Origin of the sequence: Terrabacter terrigena, from assembly GCF_042676085.1 — a bacterium.
Taxonomy (GTDB): Bacteria; Actinomycetota; Actinomycetes; order Actinomycetales; family Dermatophilaceae; genus Terrabacter; species Terrabacter terrigena.
Map to the genome: position 1 here is coordinate 103263 of NZ_JBHTKH010000010.1, position 18764 is coordinate 122026.

General features: G+C 72.6%; 18 protein-coding genes. 9 read left to right on the forward strand and 9 right to left on the reverse strand.

What is annotated here, in order from left to right; translation table 11 throughout:
• From ACFQ2V_RS15355 to ACFQ2V_RS15370, 4 genes are all read right to left on the reverse strand, one after another.
• Positions 1-1008 carry a carbohydrate ABC transporter permease gene (locus ACFQ2V_RS15355; protein WP_386053713.1) on the reverse strand — a complete coding sequence of 336 codons (1008 nt, stop codon included), beginning with the start codon at positions 1006-1008 and terminating at the stop codon, positions 1-3.
• A gap of 4 nt (positions 1009-1012) precedes the next feature.
• Complete coding sequence (locus tag ACFQ2V_RS15360; protein ID WP_386053714.1) at positions 1013-2299, reverse strand: sugar ABC transporter substrate-binding protein; 1287 nt, start codon at positions 2297-2299, stop codon at positions 1013-1015.
• 7 nt (positions 2300-2306) lie between these two features.
• Complete coding sequence (locus ACFQ2V_RS15365) at positions 2307-3575, reverse strand: LacI family DNA-binding transcriptional regulator (protein ID WP_386053715.1); 1269 nt, start codon at positions 3573-3575, stop codon at positions 2307-2309.
• Between the two features lie 270 nt (positions 3576-3845).
• A complete protein-coding gene (locus tag ACFQ2V_RS15370) occupies positions 3846-4184 on the reverse strand; it encodes a VOC family protein (RefSeq protein ID WP_386053716.1) in 339 nt (112 codons plus the stop codon).
• A gap of 109 nt (positions 4185-4293) precedes the next feature.
• On the opposite strand from ACFQ2V_RS15370, the gene ACFQ2V_RS15375 reads away from it, so the two are divergent.
• The 5 genes from ACFQ2V_RS15375 (at position 4294) to ACFQ2V_RS15395 (ending at position 8631) form a co-directional block, all read left to right on the forward strand.
• Entirely contained in the window at positions 4294-5229 is a 936-nt protein-coding gene (locus ACFQ2V_RS15375; protein WP_386053717.1) for a sigma-70 family RNA polymerase sigma factor, read from the forward strand.
• Positions 5230-5255: 26 nt separating this feature from the next.
• The gene (locus ACFQ2V_RS15380) at positions 5256-6329 is read left to right on the forward strand and encodes a patatin-like phospholipase family protein (RefSeq protein ID WP_386053718.1); all 1074 of its coding nucleotides are present in this window, start codon (positions 5256-5258) and stop codon (positions 6327-6329) included.
• Positions 6330-6490: 161 nt separating this feature from the next.
• Positions 6491-6730 carry a hypothetical protein gene (locus tag ACFQ2V_RS15385; protein WP_386053719.1) on the forward strand — a complete coding sequence of 80 codons (240 nt, stop codon included), beginning with the start codon at positions 6491-6493 and terminating at the stop codon, positions 6728-6730.
• Positions 6727-7779: a Y-family DNA polymerase gene (locus ACFQ2V_RS15390; protein WP_386053720.1), complete on the forward strand. Its 1053-nt coding sequence runs from the start codon at positions 6727-6729 to the stop codon at positions 7777-7779. The genes ACFQ2V_RS15385 and ACFQ2V_RS15390 overlap by 4 nt, the downstream gene beginning before the upstream one ends.
• Positions 7780-7812: 33 nt before the next feature.
• On the forward strand, positions 7813-8631 hold the full coding sequence (locus tag ACFQ2V_RS15395) for an arylamine N-acetyltransferase family protein (protein WP_386053721.1): 819 nt from the start codon (positions 7813-7815) through the stop codon (positions 8629-8631).
• Positions 8632-8696: 65 nt separating this feature from the next.
• On the opposite strand, the gene ACFQ2V_RS15400 is transcribed toward ACFQ2V_RS15395, so the two are convergent.
• Complete coding sequence (locus ACFQ2V_RS15400) at positions 8697-9107, reverse strand: VOC family protein (protein WP_386053722.1); 411 nt, start codon at positions 9105-9107, stop codon at positions 8697-8699.
• A 167-nt stretch (positions 9108-9274) separates the two neighbouring features.
• Complete coding sequence (locus ACFQ2V_RS15405) at positions 9275-10699, reverse strand: esterase/lipase family protein (RefSeq protein WP_386053723.1); 1425 nt, start codon at positions 10697-10699, stop codon at positions 9275-9277.
• A 179-nt stretch (positions 10700-10878) separates the two neighbouring features.
• Here ACFQ2V_RS15405 and ACFQ2V_RS15410 point away from each other — a divergent pair, with 179 nt between their 5' ends.
• The gene (locus ACFQ2V_RS15410) at positions 10879-11511 is read left to right on the forward strand and encodes a hemerythrin domain-containing protein (RefSeq protein ID WP_386053724.1); all 633 of its coding nucleotides are present in this window, start codon (positions 10879-10881) and stop codon (positions 11509-11511) included.
• Between the two features lie 74 nt (positions 11512-11585).
• Here ACFQ2V_RS15410 and ACFQ2V_RS15415 read toward each other — a convergent pair whose 3' ends face one another.
• The 3 genes from ACFQ2V_RS15415 to ACFQ2V_RS15425 all read right to left on the reverse strand — a co-directional run bounded on the left by ACFQ2V_RS15415 (position 11586) and on the right by ACFQ2V_RS15425 (position 15303).
• Complete coding sequence (locus tag ACFQ2V_RS15415) at positions 11586-12791, reverse strand: benzoate/H(+) symporter BenE family transporter (RefSeq protein WP_386053725.1); 1206 nt, start codon at positions 12789-12791, stop codon at positions 11586-11588.
• 79 nt (positions 12792-12870) lie between these two features.
• Positions 12871-13671, reverse strand: a complete 801-nt coding sequence (locus ACFQ2V_RS15420) for an inositol monophosphatase family protein (RefSeq protein ID WP_386053726.1) — start codon at positions 13669-13671, stop codon at positions 12871-12873.
• A gap of 9 nt (positions 13672-13680) precedes the next feature.
• Positions 13681-15303, reverse strand: a complete 1623-nt coding sequence (locus tag ACFQ2V_RS15425) for a hypothetical protein (protein WP_386053727.1) — start codon at positions 15301-15303, stop codon at positions 13681-13683.
• A gap of 592 nt (positions 15304-15895) precedes the next feature.
• Between ACFQ2V_RS15425 and ACFQ2V_RS15430 the strand changes: the two genes are divergently transcribed.
• Genes ACFQ2V_RS15430 through ACFQ2V_RS15440 form a run of 3 tightly spaced genes read left to right on the forward strand, consistent with a single transcriptional unit; the run spans position 15896 to position 18677 of the window.
• A complete protein-coding gene (locus tag ACFQ2V_RS15430; RefSeq protein WP_386053728.1) occupies positions 15896-17104 on the forward strand; it encodes a GNAT family N-acetyltransferase in 1209 nt (402 codons plus the stop codon).
• Entirely contained in the window at positions 17101-17640 is a 540-nt protein-coding gene (locus ACFQ2V_RS15435) for a CoxG family protein (RefSeq protein ID WP_386053729.1), read from the forward strand. Before ACFQ2V_RS15430 ends, ACFQ2V_RS15435 begins: the two co-directional genes overlap by 4 nt.
• Positions 17637-18677 carry an NAD(P)H-binding protein gene (locus ACFQ2V_RS15440; protein ID WP_386053730.1) on the forward strand — a complete coding sequence of 347 codons (1041 nt, stop codon included), beginning with the start codon at positions 17637-17639 and terminating at the stop codon, positions 18675-18677. The genes ACFQ2V_RS15435 and ACFQ2V_RS15440 overlap by 4 nt, the downstream gene beginning before the upstream one ends.
• The last annotated feature ends 87 nt before the right edge of the window (positions 18678-18764 follow it).

Genomic DNA, 18764 nt, shown 5'->3' on the forward strand with positions numbered 1-18764 from the left:
TCAGGTCCTCTCTCGGAGCAGTCGGAACTGGAGAGCCGTGACGATCGCGATGACGACGAAGATGATGTAGCTCATCGCCGACGCGAGCCCGTAGTTGCCGAAGCCGAACTGCTGGTAGGTGTACATCGACAGCGAGATCGTGCTGTTCAGCGGACCGCCCTTGGTCATCACGAACGGCTCCTCGAAGAACTGCAGGTAGCCGATGGCCGTCGTGACCATGACGAACAGCAGGGTGGGGCGCAACAGCGGCAGGGTGACGTGGCGGAACCGTTTCCAGGCGTTGGCGCCGTCGATCGCGGCCGCCTCGTGCAGCTCGGCGGGCACGGCCTGCAGGCCCGCGAGGAAGATGATCATCGCCGTGCCGAAGTTGCGCCAGGCCGCCATGAGGATCAGCGCGGGCATCGACCAGTTCGGGTCGCCGAGCCAGTTGGGCCCGCTGATGCCGACCCAGCCGAGGACGGTGTTGATGAGGCCCCCCGGGTCCTGGAGCAGGAAGCGCCAGACCACGGCGACCGCGACGATCGAGGTGATGACCGGCATGTAGAAGCCGAGGCGGAAGATCGCGCGGAACCGCGTGATGCCCTTGTCGAGCGCGACCGCGGCGGCGAGCGCGACGACGAGCGTCAGCGGCATACCGACGAGGACGAAGTAGGCGGTGTTGCCGGCGGCCTTGCGGAACGTCGGGTCGGACAGCGCCTTCGTGAAGTTGTCGAGCCCGATGATGTTGACCGAGAAGGGCTTTCGCAGGTCACGCGCCCTGGTGTCGGTGATGCTCATGAAGAGCGACTGGACCACCGGCCACGCCGTGAAGGCGAGGAAGAGCAGGCAGAAGGGGATCGCGAGGATCCAGGCCGCCCGGCCCTCCCGGCCCCGGGCCGTGCCCCGGCGCCGGGAGTCCCCGCCACCTGCCCCCTGGGGCGACCTGTCGTCAGGTCGCCCCGGGGCCGCGGCCGGAGCTGGCGTCACGGGCCCGGTTGGGGACCCGGTCGTGCCGGTCTGGGCGGTCATGCGATCACATGCCCGTACCGATGGAGTCGGCCTGCTGCTGCGCCGTCTTGAGACCCGTGGCGGGGTCCTCACCGGTCTTGGTGATCTTCTCCAGCTCGGTGTCGAGACCCTTGACGGCCTGCTCCCACGTCGGGAACGAAGGCGGGGCCTTGGCGGTCTCGAGCTGCTTGCCGAAGACGGCGAGCTTCTTGTCGGCCGCGAGGGCCGGGTCCTGCCACGCGCTCTTGACCGAGGGCAGGTCGGTCGAGATCGTGTACCACTTCGACTGGACCTTGGGGTCGGCGAGCCAGTTGACGAACTTCCACGCGGTGTCGCGGTTCTTCGTGTTCTTGAAGACGACGAAGTTCGAGCCGCCGACGAACGACGAGGAGCCTGCCGAGCCGGCCGGGATCGGCGCGACGTTGTACTTGTCCTTGAAGCCGGGGCCGCCGACCTTCTCGACCGCGGACATCATCCACGGGCCGGAGATGAACATCGGGACCGTGCCCTTGGCGAAGTCCGGCTCGGTGGTCGGGGTCGCCGGGGCGCTCTTGTTGGAGATGCCGTCGGTGAAGAACGACTGGTAGTACTTCGCCGCCTTGAGGATCTGCGGGCTGTCGAAGTTGTAGGCCTTGCCGCCGTCCTTGGTGAGGTCGGCGCCGTCGGACCATGCGAACGGCATGAGGGTCTGCCACGAGCCCTCGCCGCCGGCCTGCAGGCCGATACCCCACTTGGCGCCGGCCTTGGTCTGCATGGCCTTGGCCATGTCCTTGAGGCCCTGCCAGTCGGTGGGGGCGGCGTCGAAGCCGGCCTTCTTGGCGAGGTCGGTGCGGTAGAAGAGCACGCGGGTCTCGACGTACCACGGGATGCCGTAGGAGGTGCCGTTCACCTCGGTCGTCTTCTGGGCGCCCTCGAAGAAGGCGGACTTGTCGATCTGGGCCGGCGTCGGGTCGAGGGCGTCGCTCGCGGCGAACTCGCCCATCCACGTCGTGCCGACCATCGCGACGTCAGGCGTCTTGCCCGCCGTGATCGCTGTCGTGAACTTGTCGTGGGCGGCGTCCCACGGGATCGCCGTCACCTTGACCTTGACGCCGGGGTTGGCTGCCTCGAACTCCTTCGTGAGCTTGGGGAGGTTGTCACCCTCGGCGCCCATGGCCCAGACGGTGATCTCGCCGGTGGCCTTGCCGGAGCTGACGGCGGCGCCCGTCTGGGCGGCGCCGGAGCCGGCGTTCTCGCCGTCGCGACCGCAGGCGGTCACGGTGAGGGCGGTGGCCGTCATGCACGCGACCGTGATGGCTGTGGTGCGTCTCATCGGTGTCTCACTTCCTTGTGTGCTCTTCGAGACGAGCGGGGGATTTCGGGGGGTGGAGGTGGTGGTACGAGGGGGCTTCGGGGGTGTTCGAGTTGGTCGAGTTGGTCGGGCTGTTCGAGTTGGTCGGGGGACGGAGGTCGGGTGCGCCCGGTGGGACGGGCGGTGGGCGTATGCCGTCAGGTCGCGCGGGCGGATGTGGTGTCGAGGGCCGCGCGTCGCAGCCGCAGGAGCCTCGGATGATCACCTGCGTCGGGAGGACGCGCGGCGCAGCGAGCAGCTCGGCCCCGTGGACCCGTTGGTGAAGACGTTCGGCCGCGAGCGCCCCGAGCTCACGGACGGGTTGGCGCACGGTGGTCATACCCGGGCGCACGTAGCGGGAGGTCATGACGTCGTCCCAGCCGACCACCGCGATGTCGCCGGGCACGTCGCGGCCGGCGTCCTGCAGATGGCTCATGATCGACAGGGCGAGCTCGTCGTTGGCGCACACGAGCGCGTCGGCGGTGATCTCGCCCGCGAGGATGCGCTCGGCGACGGCCTCGCCCTCGCCCTCGCGGAAGGGGACGCGCACCGGCTCGGCGGGCTCGAGGCCCTGGGCGCGGTGGGCGGCGACGAAGCCCGCGTGGCGGTCGCTGATGTCGGGTGCGCCGTCGGGGTCACCGACGAAGAGCAGGTGGCGGCGGCCGTGGCCGAGCACGTGCTCGGTGAGCTTCTGGGCGCTGTGGGCGTTCTCGGCCCCGACGCTCTCGATGCCGTCCTGAGGCGCCCCGGCGATGATGATCACCGGCTTCTTCCCGTGCAGTGCCTTGGCGACGGCCGGCGGCATGGCGGCCGAACCGAGCACGGCGATGGCGTCGACGTGGGTGGCCAGCTGCCGCACGGAGCGGGCGATGTCGGCCTTGCCCTCGGTGAGCATCAGCGTGACGCTCTGGCCGAGCTCCGCGGCGCGGGACTCGAAACCCATGAGCAGCTCGGAGTAGTAGGGACCGGAGAGCTCGGGGAGCACGAGGCCGTGGGCCTCGTGGTGTCGCACGGCGAGGCTGCGGGCAGCGCCGAGCGGCACGTAGTCGAGCTGGTCGACGGCGTCGAGCACCTTCTGGGTGGTCTTGGCGGACACGGTGCCGGCGCCCTGGAGCACGCGCGAGACCGTGGCGATGGAGACGCCGGCCCGCTCGGCGACGGAGTAGATCGTGGCCCCGTTGTGGGCGGCGGCGTGCGCCACGGAGACGCCGGGTGGGGTCGTCGCGCCGGCCTGGGCCTGCTTGCGTGCCGTTGCCACTGGAACCACCTCTCGCATCTCGTCGTCGAGTCGTCCGCGCTGCTGTAAGCGCTTACATGTGCCTTTCCCATAGTGCACACGTCGGCGGTCGGGCGCAAGACCCGACCCGCCACCAGGCGACTCGGCGCCAGACCGAAGGCCAGGCGGCGGCATACGCGAAGGGGCTGAACTTGCTTGTCCCACAAGCATTTTGGAAAGCGCGTGGGCGCCCGGTCCGCCGCGACACGCGCGGGAACCGGACGCCCGGAAAGTGCCCGAAAAGTGGACGAGTCAGTCCTGCATGAGACCGATCATGTTGCCGTCGGCGTCGGCCAGCGAGGCCGTTCGGCGGCCGCCGCCGACGTCCATCGGCTGCTGCGTCACCGTGGCGCCGGCCTCGACGAGGGCGCCGATCGTCGCCTCGAGGTCGTCGACCGACCAGAACGGAGTGGCCCCCTTGAGGCCCTTCCGGTGGCCGTTGGGGTCGAGGGCGAGCTCCTGGCCGTCGACGTTGTAGCCGACGTAGTAGGGCTGGTCGGTGTGTGGCTGCACTCCGAGGAGCGCGGTGAAGACGCTCTTGGCGGCGTCGAGGTCGGCGACGGGGTAGATGAGGGTGTTCACGGCGGACATGGGACTCTCCTTGGTTCTCTCTGGTTCTCTCGTTCCCGGTGCGGTGTCACATCGGGTGACTCCGGCTCGTCAGTGCTATGACGGACCACGACGCGAGGATGTGACACCGATGGACGACCAGAACCTGACCCGGGAGCAGTGGCTGGCCCGCGACTTCGAGGCGCACCGACCTCGCCTGCGCGCCGTGGCACACCGGGTGCTCGGCTCCTCGGCCGACGCCGACGACGCGGTGCAGGAGGCCTGGCTGCGCCTGCGCCGCAGCGACACGAGCGACGTCGCGAACCTCGGCGGCTGGCTGACGACCGTCGTCGGCCGGATCAGCCTCGACATGTTGCGGTCGCGCGCGTCGCGCCGGGAGGACAGCTGGGACGCCGGCCTCGCCGAGCTCACGGAGACCGAGCGGGCCGCCCACCCCACCGCACGCACGCCCGACCCGGCCCACGAGGCCGAGCTCGCCGACAGCGTCGGCGTCGCACTGCTCGTCGTGCTCGACACGCTCGGGCCGGCCGAGCGACTCGCCTTCGTGCTGCACGACCTCTTCGGTATGCCGTTCGAGCAGATCGCCGACATCATCGACCGCTCCCCCGCGGCCACCCGACAGCTCGCGAGCCGGGCCCGCCGGCGCGTGCGCGCTGCCGACTCCGGAGCGGAGGCCGAGCGGGCCGGGGCCGGGAGCGGCCCCGAGGGCCGACGCGAGCGCGCCGTGGTGACGGCCTTCCTGCACGCCGCCCGCGGCGGCGACCTCGGGACGCTGCTCGAGCTGCTCGACCCCGAGGTCGTGCTCACCTCCGACCCCGCGGCCGCAGCCATGGGGTCGCCCGTGCAGCTGGTCGGCCCCGAGGCCGTGGCCGGTCGCTTCAACGGCGGCGCCCAGTCGGCGCGCCTCGCCGCGTTCGACGGCGGCATCGGGCTCGTGTGGGCTATGCGCGGCAAGCCGAAGGTGGCCTTCCGGTTCACCGTTTCCGACGGACGCGTCACGGCGATCGACATGCTCGGGGACGAGGCCTGGCTCGAGTCCCTGGAGATCTACTACCTGCGCGACTGACACGTGCCCGCCGTAGGGTCGGGACCGTGGCAGACCGTATGCGTGCAGCAGTCGTTCTCGGGTCGGGCGGGGCACGGGGCTACGCCCACATCGGCGCGCTCGAGGTGCTGGGCGAGCGCGGCTTCGACGTCGTGTCGATCGCGGGCACGTCGATGGGCGCCCTCGTCGGCGGCGTCGCCGCGGCGGGAAAGCTCGACACGTACACCGAGTGGGCCCGCAGCCTCACGCAGCGCGAGGTGTGGCGGCTGCTCGACCTGACCCTGCCCGCAGGCGGCGGAGCGATCCGCGCCGAGCGGATCATCGCCAAGGTCGGCGAGATCCTCGACGGGGCGACCATCGAGAAGCTGCCGATCCCCTACACGGCCGTCGCGACCGACATCAACGCGCGGCGCGAGGTGTGGTTCCAGCGCGGCCCCGTCGAGCACGCGGTCCGCGCGTCGATCGCGATCCCCGGAGTCATCACGCCTGCGGTCATCAACGGCCGCGTGCTCGTCGACGGCGGGCTCATCAACCCGATCCCGATCGAGCCGACCGCTGCCGCCTCGGTGGACCTGACGATCGCCGTGTCGCTGTCGGGCATGCGGTCCGTCGCCGGGGCCGCACCCGTCAAGGAGTCGTCGGAGTCGGTGCCGCGCGAGGAGTGGACGAGCCGGCTGCGACGCAGCGCGGCCGAGGTGCTCGAGTCGGAGCGGTTCCGCGCGATCACGGGCCGCCTCGGCGGGCACCCTCGCGAGGCGGAGGTCGCCGAGGTCGGCGGAGATGTCGGCGGCGGATTGGGCGGCGATGTCGGCGCCGGAGTGGGCGGCGGTGTCGGCGCGGTGGTCGGTGCTGCGGTCGGGGACGGGGTCGTCGTGCCGCAGACCCCGACCGAGGCGTACGTCCTCGGGCAGGCCGACGTCGGGCTCGTCGACCTGCTCAACATGTCGTTCGACACGATGAGCGCGCTCATCTCCCGCTACCGGATGGCGAGCAACCCGCCCGACGTGCTCGTCACCGTGCCCTCCAACGCGGTGCGCACCCTCGACTTCCACCGAGCCGCCGAGATGATCGAGCTCGGTCGCGAGCTGACGACCGAGGCGCTCGACCACGCCGGCTACTGACCCCGCGCGCACGGGTCCGGAGCCCGGAGCCGGCGCGGCAACGGCCTACGCGTCGCCGCGCACCCGGTCGACGACGAGCTCGGGGACCAGTCCGCCGTCGTCACCGACCGACCGGTCGGACTCCGGCGACCGCGGGTGTCCGTCTCCTCCCCGATGCCGGCATGGGCGTGCCCGCGCCCGACGCGAGCGCCCTCGTTGCCGCACTGGTCGAGCTCGTCGGCGGCGAACTGCTCGTCGCCGGCCTCGGCGTCGTGAGCCTCGTCCTGGCCGTCACCGGGGCCGGCCGCCTCCGCGTCGACGCGCTGTCGCGCCGCGTCTGCCTGACTCCTGACCTGCTCGTGGAGCCGCCGGCAGCGTCCTCCGGGGCGCTGTCGGCGGCGGCCGCGAGAGTGGAGGGGTGATCCTCCACGCGGATGCCGACGCGTTCTTCGCGTCGGTCGAGCAGCGCGACGACCCGCGGCTGCGCGGCCGACCCATGGTCGTCGCCCACGAGGTCGTCGCGTGCCCGTCCTACGAGGCCCGCGCCCTCGGCATCCACGCCGGTATGCCGCTGCGCCAGGTCCAGCGACGTTGGCCCGACGTGCTCGTCACCGGCTATCGCTCCGAGGCGTACGAAGAGGCCTCGGCGCTGCTCTTCGACCTCTTCCGCCGGTTCACGCCGCTCGTCGAGCCGGGCTCGATGGAGGAGGCCTTCCTCGATGTCACCGACCGCGACCGCGGCGACGTGACCGGTATGGCGTACGCGTTGCGCGCCGCCGCGCGGACCGAGGTCGGGCTACCCGTGTCGGTCGGGGCCGGCAGCACGAAGCTCATGGCCAAGCTCGCGAGCAGGCGTGCCAAGCCGGACGGCGTGGTCGTCGTCGACGCCGAGCTCGAGGCCCGCGTGCGTCCACGGCTGCGGCTCGACGAGCTATGGGGTGTCGGGCCGATGAGCTACGAGAAGCTCCACGCCGCAGGGCTCTTCGTCGTCTCCGACCTGCAGGGCCTCTCCGAGGACGACCTCAAACGCGTTGTCACGACGGCGATGGCGAGGCGCCTCGTGTCCATCGCGCGCGGCACCGACGACGCCACGGTCCGGCTGCCCGGGCCGAGGCGGTCGGTGAGCGCGAGCCGGTCGATGCCGTCGACGCGCACGCGCTCAAAGGTCGTCGCCGTGCTCGACGAGTGCGTGGGACGCGCGATCGCGCGGGTTGCGGCTCTCGACGAACCGGCGCGTCTGCCAGCCCGGCTCGAGGTGCTGGTCCGCTACGACGACGGCACGCAGGTGCTCGAGCGCGGGCCGCTCGATGTGCCGACCCTCGACGCGGACACGCTGCGTGGTGCCGCAGTCGAGCTGCTCGACCGCACGGGCTACGAGTGGGACGGGCGCGGCGTGACGATGGTCGGGGTGACCCTGCCGCTCCCCACGCCACCATCGCCACCATCGCCACGGCCTGCCTCGCGCTCTTGACCTCCAGTGGGCTGGAGGTCGCAGCATGAGCCCGTGACCTCATCCACGACCATCGAAACCCTCACCGCGAACGAGGCGGCGGCCTACCTGCGCCGGCTCGGCGTCCCCGCACCCGAGGCGCCGACCCTCGCGGCACTGGCGTCGCTGCACCGGGCCCATCTGCTGACCGTGCCGTTCGAGAGCCTCGACATCGGGCTCGGACGCCCGATCCGGCTCGACAGGGCCTCGCTGCTGACCAAGATCGTCGACGAGCGCCGGGGCGGCTACTGCTACGAGCTGAACGGCCTCTTCGCCCTCCTGCTCCGCCGGCTCGGGTATGCCGTCGACCTCGTCTCGGCCCGCGTGGCCATGGCCGACGGCGGCCTCACCGACGAGTTCGACCACCTGGCCCTCGTCGTGACCTCACCCGGGCTGGCCGACGGGGTGCCGGCCGAGGCGGTGCTGGCCGACGTCGGGTTCGGCGACGGCTTCGTCGAGCCGCTCCCTCTGGTCGACGGTTTCGAGCGGCGCGAACGCGGCCTGACCGTCGGGCTGGCCCGGCGTGGTGACCTCTGGGTCTCGCGCGAGCGCCGGGACGGCGAGGACTGGCGCGACCGGTTCGTCTTCACGACGACGCCGCATCCACTCGACGACTTCGCGGCGCGGAACGAGTGGCAGCAGACCTCACCCGAGAGCCACTTCACCCGCTCACGGCTGGCGTCGCTGCTCACGCCGACCGGGCGGGTCACCCTGAGCGGCAACCGGCTCATCACCACGACGCAGGGACGCCGCGACGAGATCGAGCTCGCCGACGAAGCTGCCGTGCGGGATGCCCTCGCCCACCACTTCGGCATCGTGCTGACGGCCCTCTGATCGACCATCGCGGCGGCCGACCCGACGCGAGCGCCGGATGCCCCTGCGTGCCGCCGACTCGTGGGTCAGTCCCAGGCGTCCCGCGTCGGGCGGCAGAGGCAGAAGGGGTGACCCGCCGGGTCGGCGTAGACGCGGAAGCCGCGGTCGGGCTTGGGGTGCGGAGCCTCCACCGGGTCGAGCGCCACCCCACCGAGCTCGAGCACGCGCTCGTGGGCGGCCGCGATGTCGACAACGACGAAGTCGAGGTGCGCCTGCTGGTGGCCGCGCGGCCAGTCCGGTGACTGGTGGTTCGGGGCGAGCTGGGTGGCGATGCGTGGACCGTCCCAGACGACGTTGAACCAGTCGCCGTCGGGGTCGGCCTCGACCCGCCCGCCGAGCAGGTCTGCGTAGAACTGGGCCACCCCGGCGGCGTCGGCGCAGTCGAGCGCGACGCAGTCCCAGCCGATCTTCGAAGTGGTGCTGTCAGTCGTGGTCATGCACCCCACTGAACCATCGCGGGACGACTACGCCCTGACACCTGTTGCGGGACAGACCCGCCGCCTCCGGGCGCCAAGCGAGCTCACCGCCGCGGCTCCGCGGCCATCGCGGCCTGGCGGCAGCGAGACCGGGCAGGTCGCGCAGGCCCGTCACCCGGGGCAGGGGCTCAGCGCGACGCCGTCGGCCAGACCACCGTGGTGGACGTGACGGGCCGCACCGTCGAGCCCGCTTCGGCCCCCTCGACGACGACCGTGTGCGTGCCCGCCGGCAGGTCGGCGAACCTCGCCACCCTGTGGCCCCCGCGCACCGTCGGCTCGGCCCTCGCCAGCACCTTGCCCTTCGCACTGCGCACCGTGACGGCCATGGCCTTGCGCGGCGGCTCGTCGCCACCGAGCTCCGACTCGAGGTCGAAGCCGACCTCGAGGGCGTGACCGGGCGTGACGAGGTCGGGCACCGTCGCCCGCACGCGGGTGTCCTTGAGCTCGTCACGCCTCCGCACCGGCTTCGCGGTGAGGATCTCCTGGATCTGGTCGAGGACGACCCGGTTACACTGGAGGTTGGTGTGCTGCTCGGGCACCCGCACCGCAAGGTTGGTGTCGAGCGCCTCCCCCAGGCCGACGGCTCCGGTGAGCGACACGGTGCCGTCACCGTAGTCGTTGTCGGCGCCGAAGGTCTGCGACGTGTACGCCCGACCGTCGCGCAGGGTCACCGTCGTCTGGCTGGGCTGCCGCACCCCGACGACCAGGTGCGTCATCGTGCGGCTCGCCGGCCGGGCGCCCTCGGCCGCCTGCAGGTCGGTGTGGAAGACCATCGCGTCGGCGACCATCGCCGTGCTGACGTTCGGCACCGAGACCTCGGTCGTCTTCGCCCACCCGTCCCCCGCGGCGATGCACGCGTACTCCGGCAGCAGCTGGAACAGCGACGGCATGCTCCGTGAGAACGCCGTGAGGTCGACCGAGAGGGGCCCGATGCCCTTCTTCACGCCGTTGACGAGCTGCTCGAGGGCGTCCGTGGCGCCGCGCCACGGGGTGCCCAGGGTGATGAGCTTGCGGGTCACCTCGGCGCCGCCGCACTTCTCCACGTACCAGCGGGCGACCAGGCCACCCATGGAGTGGCAGATGAAGACGACCTTCGCGTCGGCGTACGCCCCGCCCTGCGCGCGCAGCCGCTCGAGGGCGGGCTCGACGACCGACCCCAGCCGCTGCCCGTTGTAGCGGTTGGACAGGCGCCAGTCGTACGCGTACGGGATGAGCGAGGGCGCCGTGCCTGCACCGTCTCGTGAGTACCCCTGCGCCTCAAGGGCTTTCACGAGCACGTCGTAGCCCCGGATCGGCGTCCAGATTCCCGGCAGAACGTGCACGTCGGGCATGAGCCCGACCGGTTCGACGCCGTCACCCGGATGGTCGTCACCGATGCCCTCGGGCAGCGCCTTCGTGAGGATGGAGGTGCCGCCGGTCAGCAGCTTCCACACCGCTCCGGCGCTCGGCGCCCAGATGAGGTTCGCGCTCGCGGGCGAGCCGTCGTCGCCCCGGACACCGAGGGTGCTGCCCGTGATTCCCGGCAGCACCACCACGAGGTCGTTGCTCGTCATGCGACCCACCACCCGTCCGTTCCGGCGACTCTGTCGGTGAACTCCCCCGACCATCGGTGGCACCGACCGGTCGCGGTGATACGCGAAACGGACACTCCGGTCGCGCCCAGCGGGTACGGAGTGAGCGCACCTGCACCAGAATGGATCCGGCACGCCCCCCGGACGACAGAGAGGCACCCGTGGACATCACCGACGTCATCCTGCGCCAGCACGACGACCAGCGACGCCTGTTCGCCATGCTCGAGGAGTGGCCGCGCGACGACCACGCGGGCCTCGCCGCGGTCTGGAAGCGGCTGGAGATCCTGCTCGAGGTGCATGCCGAGGCCGAGGAGAAGTACTTCTACCCCGAGCTGCTGCGGCTCGGCACGGGCGGCGCCGACGCCGAGTCGGTCGACGAGGAGGTCGAGGACGCCGTCAAGGACCACAACGAGATCCGCCAGGCAGTGCGCAGGGTCGGCCGTTGCCGCACCGGCTCCGACGCGTGGTGGAGGGCCGTCGTCGACGCGAACGTGCACAACAGCGACCACATGGGCGAGGAGGAGCGCCAGGACCTCGCCGACTTCCGGCAGCAGGCGACGCTCGAGCTTCGTCACGAGATCGCCGTGCAGTTCCTGCGCTACGAGGCGATCCGGTGGGCCGACGGCATTACGCCGAAGGACAAGGACCCCGAGGGCTACGTCACGAGCCGCAAGACGTCGGAGGCATCCGCGACCGCCAGGAAGGCCGCCCGCGACGCGAAGAAGGCCACGACGACGGGTCGCGCTCGCGCTGCGCGCTCGAAGAAGTCGTCCGCCGAGGCCGCCGAGGGCTGACCCCGGGCCGTATGCCGTCCGGCCGGGTCACGCGCGACCGCGACGTCCGCGCCGCCCGCTCGAGCGGCTCGAGGTCAGGCAGGCGGCCGCTTCCGTCGTCGCTCGATGCGGAGGGCGGCGAGCACGACGACGCCGGCGACCAGGCCCCAGAATGCGGCACCGATGCCGCCGACGGTCAACCCCGATGCCGCCACGACGAGCGTGACGGCGCCGGCCTCGCGCGACCCGGCATCGGCGAGCGCCGCTGCGGCTGATGCTGCGAACGTGCCGAGCAGCGCCAGGCCGGCGATGGTCCCGATGAGTCCGTCGGGTGCGGATCGCGCTGCGGCCGTGACGAGTCCGGCCAGCGGACCGAACGCCATGTACGTGACACCGCATGCGACACCGGCGATCCAGCGACGGCTCCTGTCGGCGTGCGCCTCCGGCCCTGCGGCCAGGGCGGCCGAGATCGCAGCCAGGTTGATGGCGTGCGCCCCACCGACGGCGCCGACCGCCGTGGCGCCGCCCGTGTAGAGCAGCGGCGCCCGCATGCCGGGCCGGTAGCCGAACGACGCCAGCACCGCCATCCCCGGGATGTTCTGGCTCGTCATGGTGACGACGAAGAGCGGCAGCCCGATCGCGAGGAGCGCGGTGGCGTTGAACGCCGGCGCGACCGGCACGACCGCGGGAACCGCTGTCGCCAGGTCGAGCCGGCCGAAGACGCCCTGCACCGCCATGACGACGATCGCCGCGACGAGGGCTCCGATCACCGCCCACCGACGGGCGAACGCCACGAGCACCAGCCACGTCGCCATGACCGGCGCGATCGCGGCCGGCGAGGTGACGACGGCCCGGAACGGCGCGACGCACAGCGTCAGCAGCACGCCGGCCAGCATCGCGCTCGCGAGCCCGGTCGGGATCGCCTCGACGAGGCGCTCGAGCGGGCGGACCAGACCGCACAGGGCGATGAGCACGCCGCAGAGCAGGAAAGCGCCCACCGCAGTGGCGAACCCACCGGCCGGCACGGTTCCCGCCGCCAGCAGCGCCGCGCCGGGTGTCGACCAGGCCATCGTGACCGGCATCCGCAGCCGCCACGAGAAGAGCACGCAGCCGAGGCCCATCGTCACGCAGAGGACCAGCAGCCCGGAGGCTGCCTGCTCGGGGCTCGCCCCCACCGCCTGCAGGCCTGTCAGCACCACGGCGAACGAGCTCGTGAAGCCCACGAGTCCGCAGACGACGCCGGCGAGCACCGCGTGCGCGGTCGAGGCGCCGGGTCCCGACGTGCCACCCTGCCCCGACACTCCACCTTGCTCCGACATGCCGCCTTGCCCCGACATGCGGTCGGGGCCGGACGACCCGGCGCGCGACGTCACCGCCGGCTCAGTGGAGGTGGTCGCTCGACGCGAGGGCACGGCACACCTCGTCGAAGGCCGCGGGGCTGCCGGCGGCGACGAGCCCCGGAGGCGTGAGGTCGCGAGGCGAGTACGCCTGTCCGGCGGTGGTGCCCAGCATCCCGCCGGCCTCGGAGAGCAGCAGCGACCCTGGCACGTGGTCCCACGGCGAGGCCTTCGCATAGATGATGTAGTCGGCCTCGCCCTCGACGAGCTTGGGGTAGTCGATGCCGCACGACACCCACGTCAGCGTCATCGGCTCGAGACCGTCGGGCGCCTTGCCGATCCACTTGCGGCGGGAGGTGCGTCCTCGCAGGTCGGCTCCGGCCCGCACGGGCACCGTGAGGCGCTGCGCCCCGTCGGCGTCGTGACGCCAGGTGCCGGCACCGCGCTCGGCGACGTACGCGAGCTCGTGCTGCGGCTGCCAGATCCAGGCCCGCACGGCCTCGCCGCCCACGGTCTCGCTCACCATGACCGCGTGGTCCTTGGAGCCATGGACGAAGTTCTTCGTGCCGTCGACGGGGTCGACGGTGAAGGCGTGGTCGGCGGCGGCATACCGGTGGAGCAGGTCCGGGTCCCCGGCGTACGTCTCCTCGCCGAGGATCGTCGCGTCCGGGTAGGCGGCCGTCAGCGCCGCGTTGATGAGCACCTCGGCCTCGCGGTCGGCATCGGTGACGAGGTCTCCGGGCCGCTTCTCGTGGACCTCGCCGGCGGCGAGCGCCCGGAACCGGGGGTTGATGACCTCGTCGGCCACGTCCTTCAGGAGGCTGAGCACCTCGTCCGTCTGCACGTCCCCAACCTAGCGACCGGTGGCCGGCTCGCCGACGAGCGCCCCATCGGCGGCGAGCGGGCGCAGGTGCTCCGGCACGGCGAGCCACCAGCCGAGCACCCCGCGGGCGATCTCGGGCATCGTCAGCGGGTCGTCGCCCGGAACGGGGAGAGCGTCCTGCAGGGCGGTGATGAGGTCGTTGCGGCCGCGCATGCCGAGCACGTAGACGAGCCCGCGCAGCAGCTCGGGGTCCTCCGCGGTGACCGCGGCGCTGCCCGTCGCCATCACCTCCGCGGCGCGGCGGGCGAAGGACGTCTCGCGCTCGTCACGTCGACGGTTGGCCGGCTCGACGGTGTTGCCCACGACGTAGGCCGCCTGCATCGCGAGCGAGTAGGGCGTCGTCGGCGACAGCGCGACCCGCTCGAACATGTCGAGGTCCTCGGGCTGGCCCACCCACGTCAGCACGCTCACCGACTCGTGCGCGGCCACGAGGTCCGACCGGTCCACCGCCGCGCTGAACGCCGCGGCGTGCACGCGCCCGATGATCCGGCTCTGCGGCGACAGCATGAGGATGCCGAGCGCGTTGTCCCGCTCCTCCTCGTTCGTCTGGCCGAGCGCGGTCTGCAGCAGGCGGGCCAGCACCGGCTCGCCGGCCGCCGCGCGGCCCTCTCCCGCCTCGAGCACCGCCCTGATGCGCTTCTGCGCCTCGCCGACCGCCTGCGCCGACATGGCCCGGCCGTCGCGGATGATCGACGCCGCGGCCCGCCGGTCCTCGGCGGTCAGCACGTTGGCGAGGCGCTGGCTCGCGGGGCCGAGGGCGCGCACGAGGTTCGCGGCGCCGCGGTGCACGAGGTAGGAGTGGTCGGGGTCGCGCAGGAACTGCACGGCCAGCCGCACCGCCTCGCGGCGCACCTCCACGTCGAGCCGGGTGCCGCGGACCAGAGTCGTCAGTACGGTGAGGCAGCTTCGCAGCGCGCTCGAGCTCGTCGGGTCACGCAGCTGGTCGAGCATGACCGACAGCGCCTGCGGGTCCCTCGTGTACTGCAGCAGGCTCAGCGTGTCGTTGTAGAACTGCGCGTCGGGCCGGGCCACCACCTCGGCGGCGAGGCGGGCCACGACCCCGCCGCTGCGGGGGTGGCCCGCCAGGCGCGCGAGCGCCTCCGTGCGCTGCGCGTAGTCGAGGTAGAGGCAGAGGCCGACCTCCTGCAGGAGACGGCGGAAGAGCGCTTCCCAGTCGGCCGAGCGGATCATCGCGTGCGGCATACGGCCGAGGTGGTCGGAGAGCCGGTCCCAGTCCAGGCCGGTCATGCGGTCGTCGCCCAACGCGCACTCGAGCAGCTCGAGAGTGCCGGCGACGTCGGGCTCGCCGCGGGGCGGGAGCGCTGCGGCCGACCGGATGGGGTCGTGCGACCGGGCGAAGAGGTCGATGGCAGCCACCAGCTGCCCCTCGGGCAGCTCGAGCACCGACTCGTAGCGGCGTACGAGGGCGCGGCTGACGTCGACGCCGCCGCCCTCCCAGCGACCGACCTGTGCGCGGTGCACCGGGGCGGCGCGCCCCGCCCCCTGCGCGAAGCCCGCCGCACTGCGCAGCGCGGGGTCGGGCGCGTGCAGCCGCGCGTTGCGCAGCACCCACCTGATCTCGTCGGTCAGCACGAGCTCCACCTACCCGACGCGAAGGCACGCCGTTGCGGCGCGCACCGATGTACGCAACGCAGCACAACCGGGGCCCACACCCTTCGTAGGGTGGCCATCGAGCCGGATGCTCCGGGACGGGAGTCGCGATCTGGGGGGGACTCCCGTCCCACCGGCACCGACGGCGGTGCGCACGCCGACATCGGTGCGCCTGCCGACATCCGCGCGCCTGCCGACATCCGCGCGCCTGCCGACATCCGCGCGCCTGCCGACATCCGCGCGCCTGCCGACATCCGTGCGCATGCCAACATCGCCGTGGCCCAGGACCCGAGCCCACGTACCCCTGTATGCCGTCCCACAACGACCCCCTCGCGCGTTCCGGAGCCCCCGCTCCGGCCCTTGAACCCCCTGCTACGTTGCGCCGGCCCGGACATCCCGCAACGGGTGAGGGATATCTCGTTCCATTGGGTACGGTAAGCCTCGGTACGCAGCCTGTGGAGGGGAAGCGCGCCTTTTGGGCCGGGAGCCAGCACGCTGGCTCCCGGCCTCTCACGTCCCGCCCGTGGCCGGACGTGCTCGACGACCGACCGAGAGCACGCCGAGGACAATGCCGATGACGAGTGCGTATGCCGGCTGGCAGGCTGACGCCGTGACCGCCGAGCCCCAGCCCACCTCGCCCGCCGACGACCAGCCCTTGCCGGTGCCCGTCCTCACCGACGGTGTGGTGACGCTGCGGCCCCACTCCCTCGACGACGCCGATGCCATCGTCGAGCAGAGCAGCGACCCCGAGAGCCTGCGCTGGACCACCGTCCCGCGGCCCTACTCCCGCGAGGACGCCGTCTCCTACGTCGAGCGCAACCTCGAGGACTGGGCCGCACCGGACGGCACGCGGCACTGGGCCGTCGAGTGGACCGACAGCCTCGGCCGGCCGCGTTTCGGCGGCAGCATCGACCTGCGCCAGGGGGCAGCCGCCTCGGTGGGCGAGCTCGGTTTCGGCCTGCACCCCGCTGCCCGCGGCCACGGCATCATGTCGCGCGCCGTGCGGCTCGTCGTCGACCACGCGTTCTCGACCCCTGTCTGGGGCGTGCCCGTGAGCCGGCTGCACTGGCGGGCCGTCGTCGGCAACTGGGGCTCCCGACGGGTCGCCTGGGCCACCGGCTTCACGTTCCACGGCACCATCCCCGAGAGTCACCCCGACCCGATGGGCGGGCCGGCCGCGCTCGACACGTGGACCGCCAGCATCACGCCCGGCGACTCCCGCTCGCCCCGCGACCCGTGGCTGGCCGCGCCCTCGATCGAGGGCGAACGCATACGGCTGCGCCCGTGGCGCCTCGACGACGTCGACGCGATCGAGCCCCGCGACGACGACCCCACGCACTGGATGCCGGCCCGGTCGGTCCTGCGCCCCGACACGTTCCCCACGTGGGTGCATAACCGCCAGGAGCGGATGGCCGAGGGCACCGGCGTCGACTGGTGCGTCGCCGACCGCGAGTCCGACCGCGCGCTCGGCGGGGTCACGGTGTTCAGCCGCGGCGGCGCCATCACCGACACCGCCGAGCTGGGCTACCAGTTCTTCCCCAGCGCCCGGGGCCATGGCGCCGCGAAGGAGGCCGCGCGACTGGCCGCCGGGCACGCGCTCGCCCCGACGAGCGAGGGCGGCATGGGCGTGCGGCGCCTCGTCGCCGAGACCGCCGCCGACAACGAGGCGAGCAACGCCGTGCTGCGGTCGGTCGGGTTCGTCGAGTTCGGGCGCGAGCACGCGGTGGACCGGCTCGCCGACGGCAGCTGGGGCGACGGCCTGCACTGGGAGCTGCTCCCGTGAGGCTCGCCCACGACCAGGAGCTCGACGCCCCGATCGACGACGTGTGGGCCCACTTCATGGACCTCAAGCGCATCGGGCGGTGCTTCCCCGGGGCGAAGGTGACGAAGGTCGACGGCGACGACTTCGTGGGCGAGATCCGCGCCAAGCTGGGTCCGCTGTCGATGTACTTCGACGGCACCGGCTCGATGACCGAGCGCGACGAGGCCTCCGGGCACGCCCGGCTCGCCGCCACCGGCCACGAGCGCCACGGCCTGGGTAGGGCCACGATCGACATCAGGCTCACCCTAGAGGCGCTGCCCGGTGACCGCACCCGCGCCCGCCTCGCGACCGACCTCGTCTTCCTGGGCTTCCCGATGGACTTCGGCACCGGCCTCGTGCAGCGCGCCTCCGACCCGCTCATCGAGCGGTTCCTCACCTGCATGGCGGTCACCGACCGGGTGCCCGCCGACGAGGAGGACGACGGCGGCGCGCTCGACCTCGTCCGCTCGGCGGGTGACCTGCTGGGCTCGTTCCGCCGCGGCCGCAAGCGGCGATGAGGGTCGCGGTCGTCGGCGCCAGCGGCTACGTCGGCTCCCGGCTCGCGCCCGAGCTGCTGAGACGCGGCCACGAGGTGGTGGCGACCCGCCATCGCAGCGCTGCCGACCACGTGACGGCATACCCGTGGGCGGGTGACGTCGAGTGGCGACGCGTCGATGTGCAGGACGAGGACGCGGTCATCGCGGCCCTCGACGGGGTCGACGCCGTCTGCTACCTCGTGCATGGGCTCGACGACGCGGACTTCATGGAGCGCGACCGCAGGGCCGCCGACAACGTCGCGTACGCCGTCGGCGTCGTCGGCGCCACCCGTCTCGTCTACTTCTCGGGCATCGTCCCCGACCTGCCCGACGACGAGCTGTCGGACCACCTGCTCTCGCGCCTGGAGGTCGAGGAGGTGCTCGCGACGGCCGACTGCCCGGTGCTGACCCTGCGCGCGTCGATGGTCGTCGGGGCGGGCTCGACGAGCTTCGAGGTGATGCGCCAGATGTCGCACCGCCTCGGCGTCGTGCAGACGGTGCCGGCGTGGATGGCGGGCTCGGTGATCCAGCCGGTCGCCGTCGCCGACGCCGTGTGGTTCCTGGCCGAGGCGCTCGAACGGCCTGACGTCACGGGCCACCTCGACGTCGTAGGGCCCGACCGGCTCAGCTACGTCGCGCTCCTGCGCACGTATGCCGCCGAGGCCCGCCTGCTGCGCGTGCAGCTTCCGGTGTGGCTGGCCCCCGTCGGGGCCGTGGCGCGCGTCGCCGGCTCGCTCGTCGACGTGCCGAGCGGCACCGTGCAGTCGCTCATTCCGAGCCTCGGCCACGACATGGTGGGCGAGCAGGACGCAGCCGACGTGCTCGGCGAGCCCGCAGAGGGGCGGCTCGGCGTGGCCGAGGCGATCAGGCGCTCGCTCGCGCCGGGGCGCGCCGGTGACGGCACCCCCGACGGAGCGGCGCTCGACGGCGACCCCCAGGCGCCGTCGGCGGGTGACCCGCCGTGGTCGCGGCACCGGTCGGTGCTCGAGTGGGTGTGGGCGGCGGCCCGAGGCCGGTAGGGAGGCCCCCACGCGCGCCCACTCGAGCACTCCGTCCGGTGCCGGGGGGCTCAGGGTGGGTCGGGGTCGAATCGGGGTCGACCCCGG